Origin of the sequence: Paraburkholderia lebeckiae, from assembly GCF_050436225.1 — a bacterium.
GTDB classification, from domain to species: Bacteria; Pseudomonadota; Gammaproteobacteria; order Burkholderiales; family Burkholderiaceae; genus Paraburkholderia; species Paraburkholderia tuberum.
In genome coordinates this window covers 554,256-573,793 of the sequence record NZ_JBNDLU010000002.1, presented here as the reverse complement: position 1 = coordinate 573,793, position 19,538 = coordinate 554,256, and the positions used below count along the sequence as shown (strand labels likewise).

At 63.2% G+C, this 19,538-nt stretch carries 16 protein-coding genes, 1 other RNA gene and 1 pseudogene; 7 read left to right on the top strand and 11 right to left on the bottom strand.

The window, feature by feature from the left end; genetic code table 11:
- Positions 1–18: 18 nt before the first annotated feature.
- The 9 genes from rpsA to gyrA all read right to left on the bottom strand — a co-directional run bounded on the left by rpsA (position 19) and on the right by gyrA (position 11,971).
- Entirely contained in the window at positions 19–1,752 is a 1,734-nt protein-coding gene (gene rpsA, locus OKW45_RS17360) for a 30S ribosomal protein S1 (protein ID WP_008921410.1), read from the bottom strand.
- Positions 1,753–1,916: 164 nt separating this feature from the next.
- Complete coding sequence (gene cmk, locus OKW45_RS17355; RefSeq protein WP_429470096.1) at positions 1,917–2,603, bottom strand: (d)CMP kinase; 687 nt, start codon at positions 2,601–2,603, stop codon at positions 1,917–1,919.
- 47 nt (positions 2,604–2,650) lie between these two features.
- Entirely contained in the window at positions 2,651–3,955 is a 1,305-nt protein-coding gene (gene aroA / locus OKW45_RS17350) for a 3-phosphoshikimate 1-carboxyvinyltransferase (RefSeq protein WP_018421371.1), read from the bottom strand.
- An 18-nt stretch (positions 3,956–3,973) separates the two neighbouring features.
- A complete protein-coding gene (locus OKW45_RS17345) occupies positions 3,974–4,915 on the bottom strand; it encodes a prephenate dehydrogenase (protein WP_429473301.1) in 942 nt (313 codons plus the stop codon).
- A gap of 61 nt (positions 4,916–4,976) precedes the next feature.
- The gene (hisC, locus tag OKW45_RS17340; protein WP_429470094.1) at positions 4,977–6,098 is read right to left on the bottom strand and encodes a histidinol-phosphate transaminase; all 1,122 of its coding nucleotides are present in this window, start codon (positions 6,096–6,098) and stop codon (positions 4,977–4,979) included.
- Positions 6,099–6,179: 81 nt separating this feature from the next.
- Positions 6,180–7,259, bottom strand: coding sequence for a prephenate dehydratase (gene pheA / locus OKW45_RS17335; RefSeq protein ID WP_018421374.1), 1,080 nt, complete (start codon positions 7,257–7,259; stop codon positions 6,180–6,182).
- A 63-nt stretch (positions 7,260–7,322) separates the two neighbouring features.
- Positions 7,323–8,405 (bottom strand): 3-phosphoserine/phosphohydroxythreonine transaminase, encoded by a 1,083-nt coding sequence (gene serC, locus OKW45_RS17330; protein WP_429470092.1) that lies wholly within the window; start codon positions 8,403–8,405, stop codon positions 7,323–7,325.
- A gap of 205 nt (positions 8,406–8,610) precedes the next feature.
- Positions 8,611–9,216: a DUF2059 domain-containing protein gene (locus OKW45_RS17325; protein WP_026225970.1), complete on the bottom strand. Its 606-nt coding sequence runs from the start codon at positions 9,214–9,216 to the stop codon at positions 8,611–8,613.
- 124 nt (positions 9,217–9,340) lie between these two features.
- Positions 9,341–11,971 carry a DNA gyrase subunit A gene (gene gyrA, locus OKW45_RS17320; RefSeq protein ID WP_429470090.1) on the bottom strand — a complete coding sequence of 877 codons (2,631 nt, stop codon included), beginning with the start codon at positions 11,969–11,971 and terminating at the stop codon, positions 9,341–9,343.
- Positions 11,972–12,447: 476 nt separating this feature from the next.
- Here gyrA and ompA point away from each other — a divergent pair, with 476 nt between their 5' ends.
- The 5 genes and pseudogenes from ompA (at position 12,448) to OKW45_RS17295 (ending at position 15,751) form a co-directional block, all read left to right on the top strand.
- A complete protein-coding gene (gene ompA, locus OKW45_RS17315) occupies positions 12,448–13,095 on the top strand; it encodes an outer membrane protein OmpA (RefSeq protein ID WP_026225971.1) in 648 nt (215 codons plus the stop codon).
- A gap of 234 nt (positions 13,096–13,329) precedes the next feature.
- Positions 13,330–14,028 carry a bifunctional 2-polyprenyl-6-hydroxyphenol methylase/3-demethylubiquinol 3-O-methyltransferase UbiG gene (ubiG, locus tag OKW45_RS17310; protein WP_429470088.1) on the top strand — a complete coding sequence of 233 codons (699 nt, stop codon included), beginning with the start codon at positions 13,330–13,332 and terminating at the stop codon, positions 14,026–14,028.
- A 41-nt stretch (positions 14,029–14,069) separates the two neighbouring features.
- Positions 14,070–14,783: a phosphoglycolate phosphatase gene (gene gph, locus OKW45_RS17305; protein ID WP_429470086.1), complete on the top strand. Its 714-nt coding sequence runs from the start codon at positions 14,070–14,072 to the stop codon at positions 14,781–14,783.
- Between the two features lie 144 nt (positions 14,784–14,927).
- Positions 14,928–15,297, top strand: a transfer-messenger RNA (tmRNA) gene (ssrA, locus tag OKW45_RS17300).
- A 92-nt stretch (positions 15,298–15,389) separates the two neighbouring features.
- A pseudogene (locus OKW45_RS17295) lies at positions 15,390–15,751 on the top strand (COG4315 family predicted lipoprotein).
- 115 nt (positions 15,752–15,866) lie between these two features.
- On the opposite strand, the gene OKW45_RS17290 reads toward OKW45_RS17295, so the two are convergent.
- A complete protein-coding gene (locus OKW45_RS17290; RefSeq protein WP_018421395.1) occupies positions 15,867–16,133 on the bottom strand; it encodes a hypothetical protein in 267 nt (88 codons plus the stop codon).
- A gap of 130 nt (positions 16,134–16,263) precedes the next feature.
- Positions 16,264–17,343: a substrate-binding domain-containing protein gene (locus tag OKW45_RS17285; protein ID WP_429470084.1), complete on the bottom strand. Its 1,080-nt coding sequence runs from the start codon at positions 17,341–17,343 to the stop codon at positions 16,264–16,266.
- A 134-nt stretch (positions 17,344–17,477) separates the two neighbouring features.
- On the opposite strand from OKW45_RS17285, the gene OKW45_RS17280 reads away from it, so the two are divergent.
- Both OKW45_RS17280 and OKW45_RS17275 read left to right on the top strand, forming a co-directional pair.
- A complete protein-coding gene (locus OKW45_RS17280; protein ID WP_429470082.1) occupies positions 17,478–17,963 on the top strand; it encodes an NAD(P)H-dependent oxidoreductase subunit E in 486 nt (161 codons plus the stop codon).
- The gene (locus OKW45_RS17275; RefSeq protein WP_429470080.1) at positions 17,960–19,534 is read left to right on the top strand and encodes a formate dehydrogenase beta subunit; all 1,575 of its coding nucleotides are present in this window, start codon (positions 17,960–17,962) and stop codon (positions 19,532–19,534) included. Before OKW45_RS17280 ends, OKW45_RS17275 begins: the two co-directional genes overlap by 4 nt.
- The last annotated feature ends 4 nt before the right edge of the window (positions 19,535–19,538 follow it).

Here is a 19,538-nt window from a genome sequence, read left to right as displayed (position 1 = left end):
GCAGCAGACCTCTCAGGCTTACTGGTTCTGGCCGTCGAGCTTGGCCTTCAGCAGCGCGCCCAGGTTCGTCGTGCCGGTAGCGGCCGCGCTCGAATCCGAAGCAGCGAGACCGCGGATGGCTTCCTGCTGCTCAGCCGAATCCTTCGCCTTGATCGACAGGTTGATTCCACGCGACTTGCGATCGATGTTGATGATCATCGCGTTGACCTTGTCACCTTCCTTCAGCACGTTGCGAGCGTCTTCCACGCGGTCCTGGGCGATTTCCGAAGCACGCAGGTAGCCTTCGACTTCACCCGACAGCTGGACCACAGCACCCTTCGCGTCCACCGACTTGACCGTACCGTCGACGACCGAACCCTTGTCGTTCATTGCAACGTAGTTGCTGAACGGGTCGCCTTCAAGCTGCTTGATACCCAGCGAAATACGTTCCTTCTCGACGTCGATGCCGAGAACGATCGCTTCCACTTCGTCGCCCTTCTTGTACTTGCGAACGGCTTCCTCGCCGGTTTCGCTCCACGACAGATCCGACAGGTGAACCAGACCGTCGATGCCGCCCGGCAGACCGATGAACACGCCGAAGTCGGTGATCGACTTGATGGCGCCGCTGATCTTGTCGCCCTTCTTGAAGTTGCGGCTGAAGTCGTCCCACGGGTTCGGCTTGCACTGCTTCATGCCGAGGCTGATACGACGGCGGTCTTCGTCGATTTCGAGAACCATGACTTCGACTTCGTCGCCCAATTGGACAACCTTCGACGGAGCAACGTTCTTGTTGGTCCAGTCCATTTCCGACACGTGGACGAGGCCTTCGATGCCCGATTCCACTTCGACGAATGCGCCGTAGTCGGTGATGTTGGTGACCTTACCGAACAGACGCGTGCCCGACGGGTAACGGCGCGAGATGCCTTCCCACGGATCGTCGCCCAGTTGCTTGATACCAAGCGAAACGCGGTTCTTTTCCTGGTCGAACTTGAGGATCTTCGCGGTGACTTCCTGGCCAACCGACAGAACTTCGCTCGGGTGACGCACACGACGCCATGCAATGTCGGTGATGTGCAGCAGGCCGTCGATACCGCCGAGGTCCACGAACGCGCCGTAGTCGGTGATGTTCTTGACCACGCCTTCGACGATCGCGCCTTCCTTCAGCGTTTCGAGCAGCTTCGCGCGCTCTTCGCCTTGCGTTGCCTCGATGACAGCGCGGCGCGACAGCACGACGTTGTTACGCTTGCGGTCGAGCTTGATGACGCGGAATTCGAGCGTCTTGCCTTCGTACGGGGTGGTGTCCTTGACCGGACGCGTATCAACCAGCGAACCCGGCAGGAACGCGCGGATGCCGTTGACCATCACGGTCATACCGCCCTTGACCTTGCCCGTGATCGTGCCGGTTACGAGTTCGTTGTTGTCCAGCGCCTTTTCCAGCGACAGCCACGAAGCCAGACGCTTCGCCTTGTCACGCGACAGGATGGTGTCGCCATAGCCGTTTTCCAGCGCGTCGATCGCGACGGAAACGAAGTCGCCCGCCTGCACTTCTACCTCGCCCGCGTCGTTCAGGAACTCTTCGAGCGGGATGTAGGCTTCGGACTTCAGACCAGCGTTCACGACCACGAAGTTGTGGTCGACACGCACGACTTCCGCGGAGATCACTTCGCCAGCGCGCATGTCCTGCTTGGTCAGCGACTCTTCGAACAGAGCCGCAAAAGATTCGGTATTCGGGGTAGAGGTTTGCAGGTCGGACATAAAAATCAGAGTTTGCATGGTCTTCGGAACGCCTGGCTCACCGGACTGGTCAGCAACTGCGGCAAATACGCGAACGCCACGCGGGGTTAAAGGGTTAAAAAAACAACGCTTCGCGACCATCGCGAAGCACCTACCAACAACAGGACTGCCGCTGTGTGGCCACTACCGCGTGACCGTTTCAGTTACGCATGCGGGACCAGCGCTTCGTACCATTGCACCACCTGCTCGACCGCCTGGTCGACCGACAATGCGGAGGTATCAAGCAGCTTTGCATCCGCCGCCGGCTTGAGCGGCGCGGCCGCGCGCTGACTGTCACGCTCGTCGCGCTCACGCAAATCCCGGAGCAAGTCATCTATATTAGCAGAAAATCCTTTTTGGATCAATTGCTTATGCCGGCGCGTCGCGCGGGCCTCGACGCTCGCCGTCATGAACACCTTCAGCACGGCATCCTGAAAGATCACGGTGCCCATGTCACGCCCGTCGGCGACGAGCCCCGGCTCCTTGCGAAACGCCCGCTGACGCGCCACCAGCGCGGTTCGCACGGGCGCGTGCACGGCGATCGCCGAGGCGCGGCTACCCACTTCCTCGGCACGAATTTCGGTCGATACATCGACGCCGTCGAGCTGCGCGAGCCCCTCGCGAAACGTGATATGAAGGTCGTCGATCAGTTTGACAAGTGCGTCGACGTCGTCTGCCGCGATCTCGTAGCGCAGGCTCGCGAGTGCCGCGAGCCGGTAGAGCGCGCCGCTGTCGAGCAGGTGAAAGCCGAGATTGGCGGCCACCATCGCGGCCACAGTGCCTTTGCCGGAGGCGCTGGGGCCGTCGATCGTAATGACGGGCGTCTGGTGAAAGGGACGGATCGATTTCATCTAAAAATGTCGCACATCGGGCAATTCGCGCGCGAATCTGGGTTGCATCAGGGTTGCGCGAGCGCCGTGAAGCGCTCGAAATAATCGGGGAACGTCTTGCCGACGCACCTCGGGTCGTTGATGCGGATCGGCACACCGCCCAAGCTCACGAGCGAGAAGCACATCGCCATACGGTGGTCGTCGTAGGTGTCGATCGCGGCATTCGGAATCAGCTTTTCGGGTGGCGTGACGACGAGGAAATCCTCGCCCTCCTGCACCTTCGCGCCGACCTTGCGCAGCTCGGTCGCCATCGCGGCAATGCGGTCGGTTTCCTTGACGCGCCAGCTCGCGATGTTGCGCAGCGTGGTCGTGCCGTCCGCGAACAGCGCGGCGACCGCGATCGTCATCGCCGCGTCGGGGATCAGGTTGAAGTCCATGTCGATTGGATCGAGCTTGCCATGATCGTTGCCGACGCCGCGCACTTCGATCCAGTCTTCGCCCATCTGCAGGTTCGCGCCCATCTTGATCAGAGCATCGGCAAAGCCGACGTCGCCCTGGATGCTCGCGCGGCCCACCCCTTCCACTCTCAGCGGGCCGCCGCCGAGCGCTCCCGCGGCGAGGAAATACGACGCCGACGACGCATCCCCTTCCACCATGATCGTGCCTGGCGACTGATAACGTTGCCCCGCTGGCACCACGAACCGGTGCCAGCCATGACGCTCGACGTCGATGCCGAAGCGCGCCATCAGCTTGATCGTGATCTCGATGTACGGCTTCGAGATCAGCTCGCCGTCGACCTGCACGGTGGTGACGCCGCTCGCGGTGCGCAAGAGCGGCAGCGTCAGCAGCAGCGAGGTCAGGAACTGGCTCGACACGTCGCCGCGCACGCGGATCGGCGCGTCGGCCGTGATCTGGGCGGGACGGATGCGTAGCGGCGGATAGCCTTCGTTCTGTTCGTAGTCGATCTTCGCGCCGATCTGGCGCAGGCCGTCGACGAGATCGCCGATCGGCCGCTCGTGCATGCGCGGCACGCCGTGGATCCGGTAGTCGCCACCGTTCACGGAGAGGGCCGCGGTCAGCGGACGCACCGCCGTACCCGCGTTGCCGAGGAACAGGTCGGCCGTGCGCGCGGTGAACGCGCCGCGCGTGCCGGTCACGACGCAGGTGTCCCCGTCGCGCTTCAGACGTACGCCAAGCTTTTCGAGCGCGGCGAGCATCACGCGGGTGTCATCGGAATCGAGCAGGTTCGTGATCGTCGTCTCGCCTTCGGCGAGCGCGGCGAGCAGCAGCACGCGGTTCGAGATGCTCTTCGAGCCGGGCAGACGAACCGTGCCGGACGCACGGGAAAAAGGTCCGAGATCGAGGAATTCCATGATGTGTCCAGTTTCCGGTTATTTGGACGCGTCGCTGGCGGCCACGCCAGCCGCGCGCTGCTCCTGCCACTGACTGCGCGCGACGCGCGAGCGCGCGAACACCGCTTCGAGCGCGGCGCCGTCGCCGGCCTCGATCGCCGTGCGCAGGCGCGCGAGCACCGCGGTATACGCGTCGAGCTCGTCGAGCAGCGCCGCTCGATTGGCGAGGCAGACGTCGCGCCACATCTCCGGACTCGACGCGGCGATGCGCGTGAAGTCGCGGAATCCGCCCGCCGCGAACGACAACTTCAAAGCGGCGTCGGGCGAATTGAGGATCTGTTCGACGAGCGCGAACGACAGCACGTGCGGTAGATGACTGACCGACGCGAACACGCGATCGTGCTGCTGCGGCGTCATGTCCCGCACCAAGGCGCCGGTGGCGCGCCACATCGCCGCGACGCGCTCGACCGCTTCCGGCGCGTTCTCCGGCAGCGGGCACAGCACGACGTTGCGGTTCACGTAGAGATCGGGCAACGCGGCGTCGACGCCGCTCGACTCGCGGCCGGCGATCGGATGGCCCGGCACGAACTGGCCGATCCGTGCACCGAGCGCCGCGCGCGCGGCGGCGACCACGTCGGACTTGGTGCTGCCCGCATCGGTGACGATCGTGTTGGCGTCGAGATGCAGCGCGATGCGTTCGAGCAGCGGCTGCGTCTGCGCGACCGGCGCCGCGAGCAGCACGAAGTCCGCGCCCGCGAGCGCGTCGCGCAGCGCGGCGTCGTCGGTGAGCGCCGCAGCGCCGTCGATCACCCCGAGCGCCAAAGCGCGCTCGCTCGACGCGGACGTCCGTCCCACCCCAACCACCGTGCGTGCCCCGCCGGCCTCGCCGCGTTCACGCAACGCGCGCGCGAGCGATCCGCCAATCAGGCCGACACCGAAAATCACCAGCTTGTTAAAAGAAAACGCGGCCACGTCGCTCACACAATACGGACAATAAGCGCGCCGCTCCTGCCGGCCGACGCGCGGGATCAAGGAGCAATGCTTACGCAGCGGCAGGCTCGGCAAGCGTCTTTTCGAGCGCCGCGAGGAACGCTTCGTTTTCCTCCGGCAGGCCGATCGTGATGCGTAGCCACTGCGGCAAACCGTAGTTGCCCACCGGTCGCACGATCACAGCCTGTTTCAGCAGCGCGAGATTCACCCGGGCGCCGGCTTCGTCGTCACCGCCGACGCGCACGAGCACGAAGTTACCTTCGGACGGCACGTATTCGAGACCGAGCTTGTCGAACGCCCCGGTCAAAAGCTTATAGCCCTGCGCGTTCAGCGCCGCGCTCTTTTCCAGAAATGCGCTGTCGTTCAGTGCCGCAATCGCCGCGGCCTGCGCGAGTGTATTGACGTTAAACGGCTGACGCAGTCGATTCAGCAGATCGGTCAACCCGGGCTGCGCGATCGCGAAGCCGATACGCAGGCCCGCCAGGCCGAACGCCTTCGAGAAAGTGCGCGACACCAGCAGGTTCGGATAGCGGCGCACCCAGTCGATCGAGTCATAGCGCTTGTCCGCCGACAGATACTCTGTGTACGCCTCGTCGAGCACGACGACCACATGGCGCGGCACTTTGCCGAGAAACGCATCGAGCGTCGGACCGTCGACGAACGTACCGGTCGGATTGTTCGGATTGGCGACGAACACGAGACGCGTGTCGTCGTCGATCGCGGCAAGCATCGCGTCGAGGTCGTGACCATAGTGCACGGCCGGCACGACGATCGCGCGCGCGCCGACGCCTTGCGTTGCGAGCGCATAGACCGCGAACGAATACTGCGAAAACACTACCGCCTGGCCCTTCTCGACGAACGCGTGCGCGGCGAGTTCGAGGATGTCATTGCTGCCGTTGCCGAGCGTGATCCACTCGGCCGGCACGCCGTAGCGCGCGGCGAGTGCCGCCTTCAGTTCGAAACCGTTCGAGTCCGGATAGCGGCCGAGGTCGGCGATCGCCTGCGCCATCGCGCGTTGAGCGGATTCCGGCATGCCGAGCGGATTCTCGTTCGATGCCAGCTTCACGATGCTCGCCTCGTCGAGACCAAACTCGCGGGCCACTTCCGAAATCGGCTTGCCGGCGATGTACGGCGCGATCGCACGTACATAGGAAGGGCCGAAAGACGCTGTCATGAAAATCTCCGAACGACGATGGATAGTGAAATATGCGTTCGGGCAGCGCACTTGGTGCCGCCCGGACTGCGCTGCCAGCCCTTACCGGGCGCGCGGATACGAGCCGAGTATTTTCAGGAACGCGGCCTTCTCGCCGAGCCCGGCGAGCGCGGCGGCCACGGCCGGGTCGTCGCGATGGCCTTCGACGTCGATATAGAAGTAGTACTCCCACGTGCCGACGCGCGCCGGGCGCGATTCGAAACGCGTCATCGACACGCCGTGGCGCGCCAGCGGCTCGAGCAGCTTGACCATCGCGCCCGGTTCGTTCACGACGGACACAATCAGCGAGGTCTGGTCGTAGCCGCTCGGACCGGTCGGCTGCTTGCCGATCATCACGAAGCGCGTGCGGTTGTGCGGATCGTCCTGGATCAGCGCGTTGGTGACCTGCAGACCGTAGTGGATCGCGGCGCGATCGCCGGCGATGGCCGCGACGGTCGGATCTTCGGCTGCCATCCGTGCGGCTTCCGCGTTGCTCGATACCGCCTGGCGCTCGAGATGCGGCGCGTTGGTCGACAGCCAGCGCTGGCACTGCGCGAGCGCCTGGGCGTGCGCGCACACGCGCGTGACGCCGGCGAGCCCGTTTTGCGTGAGCAGGTTGTGATGAATCGGCAATGCGAGTTCGCCGCCGATGGTCAGTTGCGTTTGCAGCAGCAGATCCAGCGTGCGCGACACTGCACCTTCGGTCGAATTCTCGACCGGCACGACGCCGTAGTCGGCGGCGCCCGCCTCGACCGAGCGGAACACTTCGTCGATCGACGGGCACGGCAGCCCTTCGATCGACTGACCGAAGTACTCGTGCATCGCCTGTTCGCTATAGGTGCCGACCGGCCCGAGGTACGCGGCCTTGATGGTTTTTTCCAGCGCGCGGCTCGCAGCCATGATCTCGCGCCAGATCGCGCTGATGTGTTCGTCCGCAAGCGGCCCCGCGCTCATCTCCTGCAGGCGCGCGATCACCTGCATCTCGCGCTCGGGCCGGAACACCGGCGCGTTGAAATGCTTCTTGACCTCGCCCACTTCGAGCGCGACCGACGCACGCTGGTTCAGGAGCGCGATCAGCTGCGCGTCGAGCGCGTCGATGCGATCGCGCAGAGGTTTGAGTCGTGTATTGAGTTCGTCGTCCATGCGTAAAACGGCTCTGCCGGGTAACTGCTGGAAAAGATGCGCACGCCTGCCGGTCAGTGTGACTCAGGCACTGCGCTGTTCGAATTCCTTCATGTATTCGACAAGCGCTTTGACGCCTTCGAGCGGGACGGCGTTATAAATCGACGCCCGCATGCCGCCGACGGACTTGTGGCCCTTTAGCTGCACCAATCTCCGCGCTTTCGCGCCGGACAGGAAATCTTCGTTGCGCGACTCGTCGGCGAGGAAGAACGGTACGTTCATCCGGGAGCGCGACCCACGCTCGACCTTGTTCAGATAGAAGCTGCTCGAGTCGATCGTGTCGTACAGCAGCTTCGATTTTTCGAGGTTGCGTGCCTCCATCCCTATGAGGCCGCCCTGCTTCTTCAACCACTTGAACACGAGCCCGGCGATATAGATCGCGTAGGTGGGCGGCGTGTTGTACATCGAATTGTTCTCGGCGACGGTCTTCCATTCGAACGCCGACGGGCAGATCGGCATCGCGCGATCGAGCATGTCCTCACGCACGATCACGACCGTCACGCCGGCCATGCCGATGTTCTTCTGCGCACCGCCGAATAGCACGCCGTATTTGGCGATGTCCATCGGGCGCGACAGGATATGCGACGACGCGTCGGCGACGAGCGGAATATCGCCGAGGTCGGGAATCTCGAAGGTTTCGACGCCGTGAATGGTCTCGTTGGTGCACAAGTGCACGTAAGCCGGATCATCCGACAGCTGCCATTCCGAGTGCACCGGCGCGCGAGTGAAGCCCTCGCCTGTCTTGCCGGTCGCGGCGAGATGCACGCTGCCGTATTTCCGCGCTTCCTTGAACGATTTCTCCGACCACGAGCCGGTGATGACGAAATCGGCGCGCGGTTTCGAGCCGAGCAGGTTCATCGGCACGATCGCGTTTTCGCCGAGTCCGCCGCCCTGCAGAAACAGGATGCGGTGGCTTGCCGGAACCTGCAGCAACTCGCGCAGATCGGTCAGCGCTTCCTCGTGGATCAACATGAATTCCTTGCCGCGATGGCTCATTTCCATCACGCTCATACCACTGCCTTGCCAATTCAGCATCTCGTCGGCTGCCTGGCGCAGCACTTCTTCGGGCATGGCCGCCGGGCCGGCGGAGAAATTGAAGACGCGCATGTGAGGTCCTGGAAGCGGGCGCGAAATAACGAAGTCGCGCGGGAATCGGCGAAAAGAACTGCGAAATGGCTCGCCGAAAAAGAAAATGGCCGTCTGCGCCAGTGCGCAAACGGCCATTATCGCATTGTCGCCGCCAACCCGCCACGCCAGGTGGCCCAACGGGTGCGACGACAGGCCCGCTGATCAGCGCAGCCTGCGAGCGGAATTACTTGGCAGCCGGCTTGACCGATGCGACTTCCTTGTCGGCCTGGTCACGCGTTGCCTTGATCGATTCCGGCATGTACTTCTGCATCAGACCATTCACGACGTCGCGGCCAACCTGGTCTTGCACCTGGATGAACTTGCGACCGGTCGGGCTCTTGTAGAACGTGGTCAGATCCTTGATTTCCGACGTGCTGTAGTACTTCGCGTACGCGTCATACTGAGCTTGCATCGCGTCCTGACGGAAAGAGTCGGTCGCGAACACCTGGCCCGCGCTGTCCACCAGCTTCGGCACCGCGTTCTTTTGCAGCGTCGGCACGGCGGCTTGCTTCTGCTTGTCCGTCATCGTCTTGTTCTCGGTCAGCGCGTCCGACAGGATTGCCGGAACGAGCTGCTTGGCCTGCATCTGCGCGCTGTTGCCGATTGCGCCAACCAGCTTCTGCGCATCGATGGCGTCGAGCAGCTCCTTGATGGCAGCTTGCTTGGCCGGATCAACCGGTGCTGCTGCGGCAGCCGGCGCTGCAGGCGCCTGGTTCTGCAGCGCTTGAGCCATGGCGAAGGTCGGCACGATGGCAGCCAGCAACATCAGTTGTTTGAATCGTTTTTGCATCATTACTCCCTAAGAGAAATTAACTTGAACTGCACGCCACACGGGAAGGCGTACCGGCCCGGTACGCGGTGACCCGCAGCGTAGCTTCAACGTATTAACTCAGACTGAAAGCCGCTGGCACGGATCAAGCCGCGCCGCCGCTCTCACCGCCGTTATCACCTTCAGTGGAGCCGTCGGAATCGCTTTCCGACTCGACCTCGGCCTCAGCTACCTGTTGCAGACCGGACAGCTTGGTCCCTTCGTCAAGGCTGATGAGTGTAACACCTTGCGTTGCGCGTCCCATTTCGCGAATTTCCGACACGCGCGTGCGAATCAGCACGCCCGTCGTGGTAATCAGCATGATCTGCGCTTCCGGGTCCACGAGCGTCGCGGCAACGACCTTGCCGTTACGCTCCGACGTCTGGATTGCGATCATGCCCTTCGTGCCGCGGCCGTGACGCGTGTACTCGGTGATTGGGGTGCGCTTGCCGTAGCCGTTCTCGGTTGCGGTGAGCACCGACTGCTGCTCGTCGCCGGCCACCAGCAACGCGATCACGTTCTGGCCGTCCTCGAGCTGCATACCGCGCACGCCGCGCGCCTCGCGGCCCATCGGACGCACGTCGTTTTCGTCGAAGCGCACTGCCTTGCCCGAATCCGAGAACAGCATCACGTCGTGCTGGCCGTCGGTGATCGCGGCGCCGATCAGGTAATCGCCCTCATCGAGACCGACCGCAATAATACCCTTGCGCAGCGGCCGGCTAAATGCTTCCAGCGGCGTCTTTTTTACCGTTCCCAACGCGGTCGCCATGAACACGAACTTGTCGGCCGAGAACTCCTTGACCGGCAGCACGACCGTGATCTTTTCGCCTTCTAGCAGCGGGAACATATTGACGATCGGCCGGCCGCGCGAATTGCGCGAACCCTGCGGCACTTCGTAGACCTTGACCCAGTACACGCGGCCGCGGTTTGAGAAGCACAGGATGTGGTCGTGCGTATTGGCAATGAACAGCGTGTCGATCCAGTCGTCTTCCTTCATGGAAGTGGCCTGCTTGCCACGACCACCGCGTTTCTGGGCTCGATATTCGGACAACGGTTGCGATTTCACGTAGCCCGCGTGCGACATGGTCACGACCATTTCCTGCGGCGTGATCAGGTCTTCGGTGTTCAGCTCGGTCGCGTTCAACTCGATCTTCGAGCGACGCGCATCGCCGAATTCGGCCTTGATGGACGTGAGTTCGTCGACGATGATCGCCGAAATGCGTTCCGGGCGAGCCAGAATGTCCAGCAGGTCAGCGATCTGTGCCATCACGTCGCGGTATTCGCCGATGATCTTGTCTTGCTCGAGACCGGTCAGTCGCTGCAGGCGCATCTGCAGGATTTCCTGCGCCTGCGTATCGGACAGACGGTAGAGGCCGTCGGTCTGCATGCCGAACGACGGGTTAAGTCCCTCCGGACGATAAGCTTCGCGACCGCCCGCCGACGCGTTTTCCGACTCGGCGCGCGACAGCATTTCGCGCACGAGCGACGAATCCCACGCGCGCGACATCAGCTCCTGCTTGGCGATAGGCGGTGTCGGCGCGGCCTTGATGAGCGCGATGAATTCGTCGATGTTCGCGAGCGCAACCGCGAGACCTTCGAGCACGTGACCACGTTCGCGCGCCTTGCGCAGTTCATAGACGGTGCGCCGCGTCAGCACTTCCCGGCGATGCGACAGGAAGCACGTCAGCATTTCCTTCAGATTCAGGAGCTTCGGCTGGCCGTCGACGAGCGCGACCATGTTCATACCGAACGTGTCCTGAAGCTGGGTCGCCTTGTACAGATTGTTCAGCACGACCTCGGGCACTTCGCCGCGCTTCAGTTCGATCACGACACGCATGCCGCTCTTGTCGGATTCGTCGCGGATGTCGGAAATGCCTTCGAGCTTCTTCTCATTGACGAGCTCGGCGATGCGCTCGAGCAGCGAGCGCTTGTTCACCTGATATGGCAGTTCGTCGACAATGATCGCCATGCGCTGGCCACGGTCGATTTCCTCGAAGTGTGTCAGCGCGCGCATCACGACGCGGCCGCGACCGGTGCGATAGCCGTCGCGCACGCCGGCCACGCCGTAGATGATGCCGGCGGTCGGGAAGTCGGGCGCGGGGATGATCTCGATCAGCTCGTCGATCGTCGCTTCCGGGTTCTTCAGCAGATGCTGACACGCGTCGACGACTTCATTGAGGTTGTGCGGCGGGATATTGGTCGCCATGCCGACCGCGATGCCGGACGAACCATTGATCAGCAGATTAGGGATGCGCGCGGGCAGGATGGCCGGCTCGTTCTCGCTGCCGTCGTAGTTCGGCGCGAAGTCGACCGTTTCCTTGTCGATGTCGGCCAGCAGCTCGTGACCGATCTTCGCCATGCGGATTTCGGTGTAACGCATCGCCGCGGCGTTGTCGCCGTCGACGGAACCGAAGTTCCCCTGGCCGTCGACGAGCATGTAGCGCAGCGAGAAGTCCTGCGCCATCCGTACGATCGTGTCGTAGACAGCGGTGTCGCCGTGCGGATGGTATTTACCGATGACGTCGCCGACGATACGCGCCGACTTCTTGTAGGCGCGGTTCCAGTCGTTGTTCAGCTCGTGCATCGCGTACAGCACGCGCCGGTGCACCGGCTTCAGGCCATCGCGGACATCGGGAAGCGCTCGCCCTACGATCACGCTCATCGCGTAATCGAGATACGAACGGCGCATTTCCTCCTCAAGGGAGATTGGCAGAGTCTCTTTGGCGAATTGATCCATTATCCGTATCTTTTACGTGCGAAGGCGCGGTTTCGCCGCTTCTTCGCGTAAGCATTGCAGGCGCAACGCATCACGCGATTCTAACATGCCACGAATCCACGCCCGACGAAGGTACGTATACATATTAGAGGGGCACCCGCCAACACTTCGCCGATCGCACAATTTCGGTCTCGTCAGGCTCGATTCCTGCAGGCGACCGATTCGCCGCTCAGCCCGAGCCGGCGGACCACTCAGACGAAAACGTTTGTTGCGCATGCACCACAATTGGAGGGGGATTTGATCGGGGACGGATTTTTTTTTCGTCGGAAGGGAACGATATGGCAAAATGCCAACGCACAAAGAGTCGAGACGCTGCTCGAAGTCTACACAGACGGTTTTTGTTCCTCACCAATGTTATACTTCGAGCAATGTATGACTGGTCTTCGTCAACAGGCTCGCAGTAAACCTGCGGTAATCTCAATTTCGAGAGGAGAAATATGAATAAACTTTCAAAGCTCGCGTTCATTGCAGCTACCGCAGTTATGGCTGCATCCGCCATGGCGCAGTCGGTGCCGGCATCGCGACAAGCTACCAACGACAACTGGGTGAATGGTACTGGCGAATACGTGTGGATGAATGGCACGAACGAGCTTTGCTGGCGCGATGCATTCTGGACGCCCGCAACGGCTAACGCCAAGTGCGACGGCGCTCTGGTTGCTCAGGCACCGACCCCGCCGGCACCGGTCGCTCCGGCTCCGGCTATCTCCAGTGAAAAGATTACGTATCAAGCTGATGCGCTGTTCGACTTCGACAAGGCAATCCTGAAGCCGGCCGGCAAGGAACGTCTGAGCGAACTGGCATCGAAGATCCAGGGCATCAACCTCGAAGTCGTCGTTGCTACGGGCCACACCGACCGTATCGGTTCCGTCGCCTACAACGACCGTCTGTCGCTGCGTCGTGCTCAAGCTGTGAAGGCCTTCCTGGTCAGCAAGGGCGTCGAAGCCAACCGTATCTACACGGAAGGCAAGGGTCCGCGCAACCCGGTTACCACCGGTTGCAATCAGAAGAACCGCAAGCAACTCATCGCCTGCCTCGCACCGGACCGCCGCGTGGAAGTCGAAGTTGTCGGTACGCCGAAGCAGTAAGCTGGAAAATTACCGCAGTATCGAGAGCCCCGCTTCGGCGGGGCTTTTTTTATGCGCGGATGCCGCGACGGGGCGTGATGCGCGACGCAGGAGCGTCCCGCGCCGCTACTAGCGGCTCGCAGCTCGCATCGGCACCCGCTAACGACGCGCTTTTGCCGCTCTTTCTCTCGCCCTATATACTCAGGGTTTATCCTCGAGCGTCCGCTCACCGCTTTCATCGAGGCAGCCTTCACCATGACCAACGCCGATCCCCACGAACTACAGAAATTCAGCGACCTCGCGCATCGTTGGTGGGACCCGAACGCCGAATTCAAGCCGCTGCACGAACTGAATCCGATTCGTCTAAGCTGGATCGACGCCCACGCCCATCTCGCCGGCAAAAAGGTGCTCGATATCGGCTGCGGCGGCGGCATCCTGTCGGAATCGATGGCAGGTTTGGGCGCTCATGTGAAGGGTATCGATCTGTCGACGCAGGCGCTCGGTGTCGCCGACCTTCACAGTCTTGAAAGCGGTGTAACCGTCGATTACGAAGAAATCGCGGCTGAGGCGCTGGCCGCACGCGAACCGGGCACCTATGACGTGGTCACCTGCATGGAAATGCTCGAGCACGTGCCCAGGCCGGCCGAGATCGTCGAGGCCTGCAAGAATCTCGTGAAACCGGGCGGCTGGGTGTTTTTCTCCACGCTGAACCGCAATGTCAAGTCGTATCTGTTCGCGGTGATCGGCGCCGAATACATCGCGCGAATGCTGCCGAAGGGCACGCACGACTACGCGCGCTTCATCCGCCCGTCGGAGCTCGCCGGCTTCGTGCGCGCCGCCGAGTTGCGCACGGCCGACATCAAGGGCATCGTGTACAACCCGCTCAGCAAGCATTTCGCGCTGTCGTCCGACACGAGCGTCAACTATATGCTCGCCTGTCGCCGCGACGCCTGAATTGCCCGAACCGCCCCGATCCGCCTTATCCGAAACGAACAATGAGCGACCCGACTCCCCTGCCGCAACGCGAAGACAACGACGACACGCTCGGCTTTTGCCTCGCCGTGCTATTCGACCTCGACGGCACACTTGCCGACACGGCGCCCGACCTCGCGGCCGCCGCCAACAAGATGCGCCACGACCGGGGACTGGAGATGGTGCCGCTCGAGAAGCTGCGCCCGCTGGCTTCAGCCGGAGCGCGCGGACTGATCTGCGGCGCGTTCGGCATCGGGCCCGATCATCACGAATTCGCATCGATGCGCGAGGAGTTTCTCGCGAACTACGAAGCAGATCTGTGCATCGAGACAACGCTCTTTCCGGGTATCGCGGAAGTGCTCGACGAACTCGACGCGCGCGGCGTGCGCTGGGGCATCGTCACGAACAAGGTCGCGCGGCTCACCGAGCCGCTCGTCGCGCAACTCGGGCTCGAGGAGCGCGCCGGCTGCGTGGTGAGCGGCGATACGACCCCGCATTCGAAGCCGCACCCCGCGCCGTTGCTGCACGCGGCGCGCGAGCTGGACATCGCGCCGGAGCGCGTCGTCTATATCGGCGACGATCTGCGCGACGTGCAGGCCGGTTTTGCCGCCGGCATGAAGACCGTCGCCGCGGCGTACGGCTATTGCGGCAACGACATTCCGCCGACACGGTGGCACGCGCAACACGTCGTAGCATCGACGGCCGAGTTGCAAACCCTGCTGCGCGACATCGGCTGACAAAGTCAGACAGATCGGCTGAAGGGCGCGTCCGGCACTTTTGTTAACCATGTTGCACCATTCAGCGGCCACCCAGGATGCACGACGCGGCTCTCGATCTATTGTAAAATCTCCTTTGGCTCACATATGTGAGCAACGAACCGCGGGGGCGACCTGGTTTCGACAGGGGTTGCGAAGCGGCTAGGGCATGTCGAGGACCCGTCACCTCGTTAATCAATGGGAAAAACGTAACTGCAAACGACGATACGTTCGCACTGGCAGCCTAAGGGCCGCCGTCCTCTGCCTAGTTCACTGACGGGCTAGTGTCGCAAGACCGGTAGCAATACCGACAGAGGTCATATACGTCAGTTAAGCCTTGGCGGCGGCACGACGTCCGGGTCGAAAATTTAGTGAATCGCCGTAGCGCAGCGTGTTCGTCCGCGTCGCTACGGTTAAATCAAAAGACAGAACTAAACATGTAGAACTGGTCGTAGAGGACTTCTGGACGCGGGTTCGATTCCCGCCGCCTCCACCAAACACCTAGGCCGTTCGCAATGAACGGCCCCGAAAAACCCCGGTAGCGTAACGCTGCCGGGGTTTTTCATTTTCAGCACCGTCCGCGACGCTTTGCGGGCCGGCTACAATTCTCCGCTTGCGCTCGCCGTTCTACACGCCGGCGCCTTCGCCGATCCGCCCAAACTGTTCGACGGCCGTTCGTCACCGTCGACGGCATGACGCTCTACACGCTCGACAAGGACACCACGCCCGGCGTCAGCGCCTACACCGGCGGCTGCATGAGCAACTGGCCGGCGGCCACGGCGGCACCGACCGACAAGCCGTCGGGCGACTGGACGCTGATCCCAAGCGCAGACTGTAAGCAACAATGGACGTACAACGGCCATCCGCTGTATCGCTACGCGGCCGACAAGCAGGCGGGCGATGCAAAGGGGGACGGCCTCAAGGAGATCTGGCACATCGCCAGGCCATAAGAAGCCACTCCGGCCGGCAACTGGGCCGCCATCGCCCTCGCCACAAAGCACAACGCCGACCCACGGGCCGGCGTTGCGTCAAACCTCGAAGCTCGAGCGAAGCCCAAGCCAATTCTTACTCGTCTTTCGGGCACTGCAGATTGCAGCCATTCGGATCGCCCATGTCGCCGCGCTTGCGCGCCTGCGAACGTCGGCCGTGCTGATACTTGTCCGACGGGGCGGACGCGGCGAACGGCATCTGCGGATGCTCGTTAATGCGGAATTCGTCGGTCAGGATGCCACCCGGCACGCCAGGCGAATTTTGCGCGTAAGCGACGGAGACGGTGGCACAGAGTACACCAGCCGCGGCAGCGGCGGCACATGCATGGAGAAGAGCTTTCATGTCGGTTCAGCGCGGCTTGGCGCGCGGTCAAGGCGGATACGAAGCCAAGAGAGTAGCCGAAACCGGCGCGCTGCGCAGCCGCGCATGCCGAGCGCCACCGCTTTTCTGGTTACAGGCTCTTACTTCGCCGTTACGCGAGCGCGCCGCCGAGCCCATCGTCCAGATCGACGAGCCTGCCGCAGTCGCACGGATCGTAGCCGGCGAGCTGCTCGACGCGTTGGTGAAACGCGCTGCCGCGCAACAGGTTGATCACCGTCGCGAGCGGCGCGCGAGAGAGGTGCGCGCGATCGCACGCGAAGTAGTAGTCCTCGTCGACGATAGGAATGAAGTCGAGCCCGAAATGATGCGCGGCCGGTTCGACGCCGAAGCCTATGTCCACCATGCCGCTCGCGACGAACGCCGCGATCGCCGAGTGCGTCAGCTCGGTCGACGCATAGCCGTTGACGCGGTCCGGGTCCACACCGACCTGTCGCAGCGCGAGATCGAGCAGCATCCGCGTACCCGAGCCCGGCTGGCGGTTGACGAAACGGATGTCGTCGCGCGCCAGATCGCCGAGCCCGCCGATCCGCTTTGGATTGCCCTTGCCGATGAACAGACCCTGCTTGCGTCGGGTCAGATGCACGAGCACATGGCGTTGCGGATCGAGCCAGCGCCGGTAGGTATCGGCGCACACCGCGCGGAACTCCCCGAGCGGCAGATGAAAGCCCGCCAGATCGCACTCGCCGCGCGCGAGCGCACTGACCGCCTCGGCGCTGTCGCGGTACTTGATCTCGACCGGCAGATCGTTGGCGACCAGCGCCGTAACAAGCGCGGCCACCGCGTAACCGTGCGACGCGTGGATGCGCACGTCATCGGCGGGGGGCGCAAGCCAGCGGTTCAGATCGCTCGCCACTTCGCTCGCGAGCGCCTGCAAATTGCCGTCGAGCCGTTCGCCGCAGAGCCGCTGCCCGCGCAGCACCGCGTGACCGAGCTCGGACAACACCGAGCCGCGCCCACGCTCTTTCGCGATCAGAGGACCACCAAGCCGCTCCTCGATGCTGCGCAGCAAACCCCATGCGTGCCGATAGGACAAACCCTTAAGCGCCGCGGCCTGCGCAATGCTGCCAGATTCATCGACGAGTGCGAGCAGCGGCACCACATCAGACAGGCTGGCCCCGCGGCCGTCCGCGCCCTTCACCACCAGATCGACCTGACATTCGATCCTGACCATATATGTTTGACTGTTTCCTATTGCGCGCGCCGGTCGGCGCGCCTATCTTTCGGCTATACCATATCGAATAAGCGAAGCATACGTGCATGCATTATGAATAACAAGTGCATATATCGCTTTTGGAGGAGCCCCCTTTGGACGATTCTCTCGCCACGGCGCCGGATCAGCTCGTGCAACGTCACGCGCAGCCGGGCCGCACACTCATCACGATCCTGCACGCGATCCAGGACGAACTCGGCTTTGTGCCACCCGCGGCGGTCGGACCGCTCGCCCGCGCGCTGAACCTGTCGCGAGCGGAAGTGCACGGCGTCATCACTTACTACCATCACTTTCGCACCTCGCCGGCCGCGCCCGTCACGGTGCAGCTTTGCCGCGCCGAGGCGTGCCGCAGCATGGGCACCGAGGCGCTTGCCCAGCACATCGAGGCGCACACCGGTTGTCGCTTCGACGCCGGTCACCATGACGGCGCAATGGTGGAACTCGAATCGGTGTACTGCCTCGGCCAATGCGCGCTGTCGCCGGCGATGATGCTCAACGGCACGCTGCACGCGCGCGTGTCGCCGCAAAAATTCGACGCGCTGTTCGCCGCTGCCCGCAAATGCGTGGAGGTGCCGGCATGACGCGCATCTATGTTCCGCGAGATTCGTCGGCGCTCGCGCTCGGCGCCGATGCGCTGGCCGAAGCCATTGCCAGCGAAGCCGCGCGCCGCGGCATTGCGATCGAACTGATCCGCAACGGTTCGCGCGGGTTGCTGTGGCTCGAACCGCTCGTCGAAGTTGCGACGCCCGAAGGCCGCATCGGCTATGCGAATGTCGACGTGGAAGACGTCGCCGCGTTGTTCGACGCGGGCTTCGTCGACGGCGGCGAGCATGCGCGGCGCGTCGGCGTGGTCGACGAGATTCCGTATCTGAAGAAGCAGCAGCGCCTGACCTTCGCGCGGATCGGCATCACCGACCCGCTGTCCATCGACGATTACGTCGCGCACGGCGGCCTCGAAGGCCTACGCAACGCCCTGCAAACCGACGGCGATGCCGCCTGCGAAGCGCTGATCGAATCCGGTCTGCGCGGCCGCGGCGGCGCGGCCTTCCCGGCCGGCATCAAATGGCGCACGGTGCGCGGCGCGAAGGCCGCGCAGAAGTACGTCGTCTGCAATGCGGACGAAGGCGATTCCGGCACCTTCTCCGATCGTCTCGTGATGGAAAGCGATCCGTACGTGCTCATCGAAGGCATGATCATCGCCGGCGTCGTCACCGGCGCGACCGTCGGCTACATCTATGTGCGCAGCGAATACCCGCATTCGATCGCGACGCTCGAAGCTGCCATCGCCCGTGCGCGCACAGCCGGCTGGCTCGGCGACAGCGTGCTCTCGAGCGGGCAGCGTTTCGAGCTGTTCGTCGCGAAAGGCGCGGGCTCGTATGTGTGCGGCGAGGAAACCGCGATGCTGGAATCGCTCGAAGGCAAGCGCGGCATCGTCCGCGCAAAGCCGCCGGTGCCCGCGCTCGTGGGTCTCTATGGCCAACCCACCGTGATCAACAACGCGATCACGCTCGCCACCGTGCCGATCATCTTCGCGCGCGGCGCCGCGTTCTATAAAGACTTCGGCATGGGCCGCTCGCGCGGCACGCTGCCGTTCCAACTGGCCGGCAACATCAAGCGAGGCGGCCTCGTGGAACTCGCGTTCGGCGTGACCTTGCGCGAACTGCTCGACGACTTCGGCGGCGGCACCGCGAGCGGCCGGCCGGCGCGCGCGGTGCAGGTCGGCGGTCCGCTCGGCACCTATCTGCCGCCAGGCCAGTGGGACATTCCGATGGACTACGAGGCGTATGCGGCAGTCGGCGCGGTAATCGGCCACGGCGGTCTCGTCGTGCATGACGACACCTCGAACCTTGCCGAGCTCGCGCAATACGCGATGCACTTCTGCGCGCTCGAATCGTGCGGCAAATGCACACCGTGCCGGATCGGCTCGACGCGCGGCGTCGAGGTGATCGCGCGGATTCGCAACGGCGACACGTCGACGCGTCAGGTGCAATTGCTGCGCGATCTGTGCGACACGATGGTAGCCGGCTCGTTGTGCGCGATGGGCGGCATGACGCCGTATCCGGTGCTGTCCGCGCTCGATCATTTCCCTGAAGACTTCGGTCTCGCCGCCGATCCCACTGCCGACCACGCCACCAAAGCGGCCGCGGCCTGACTCC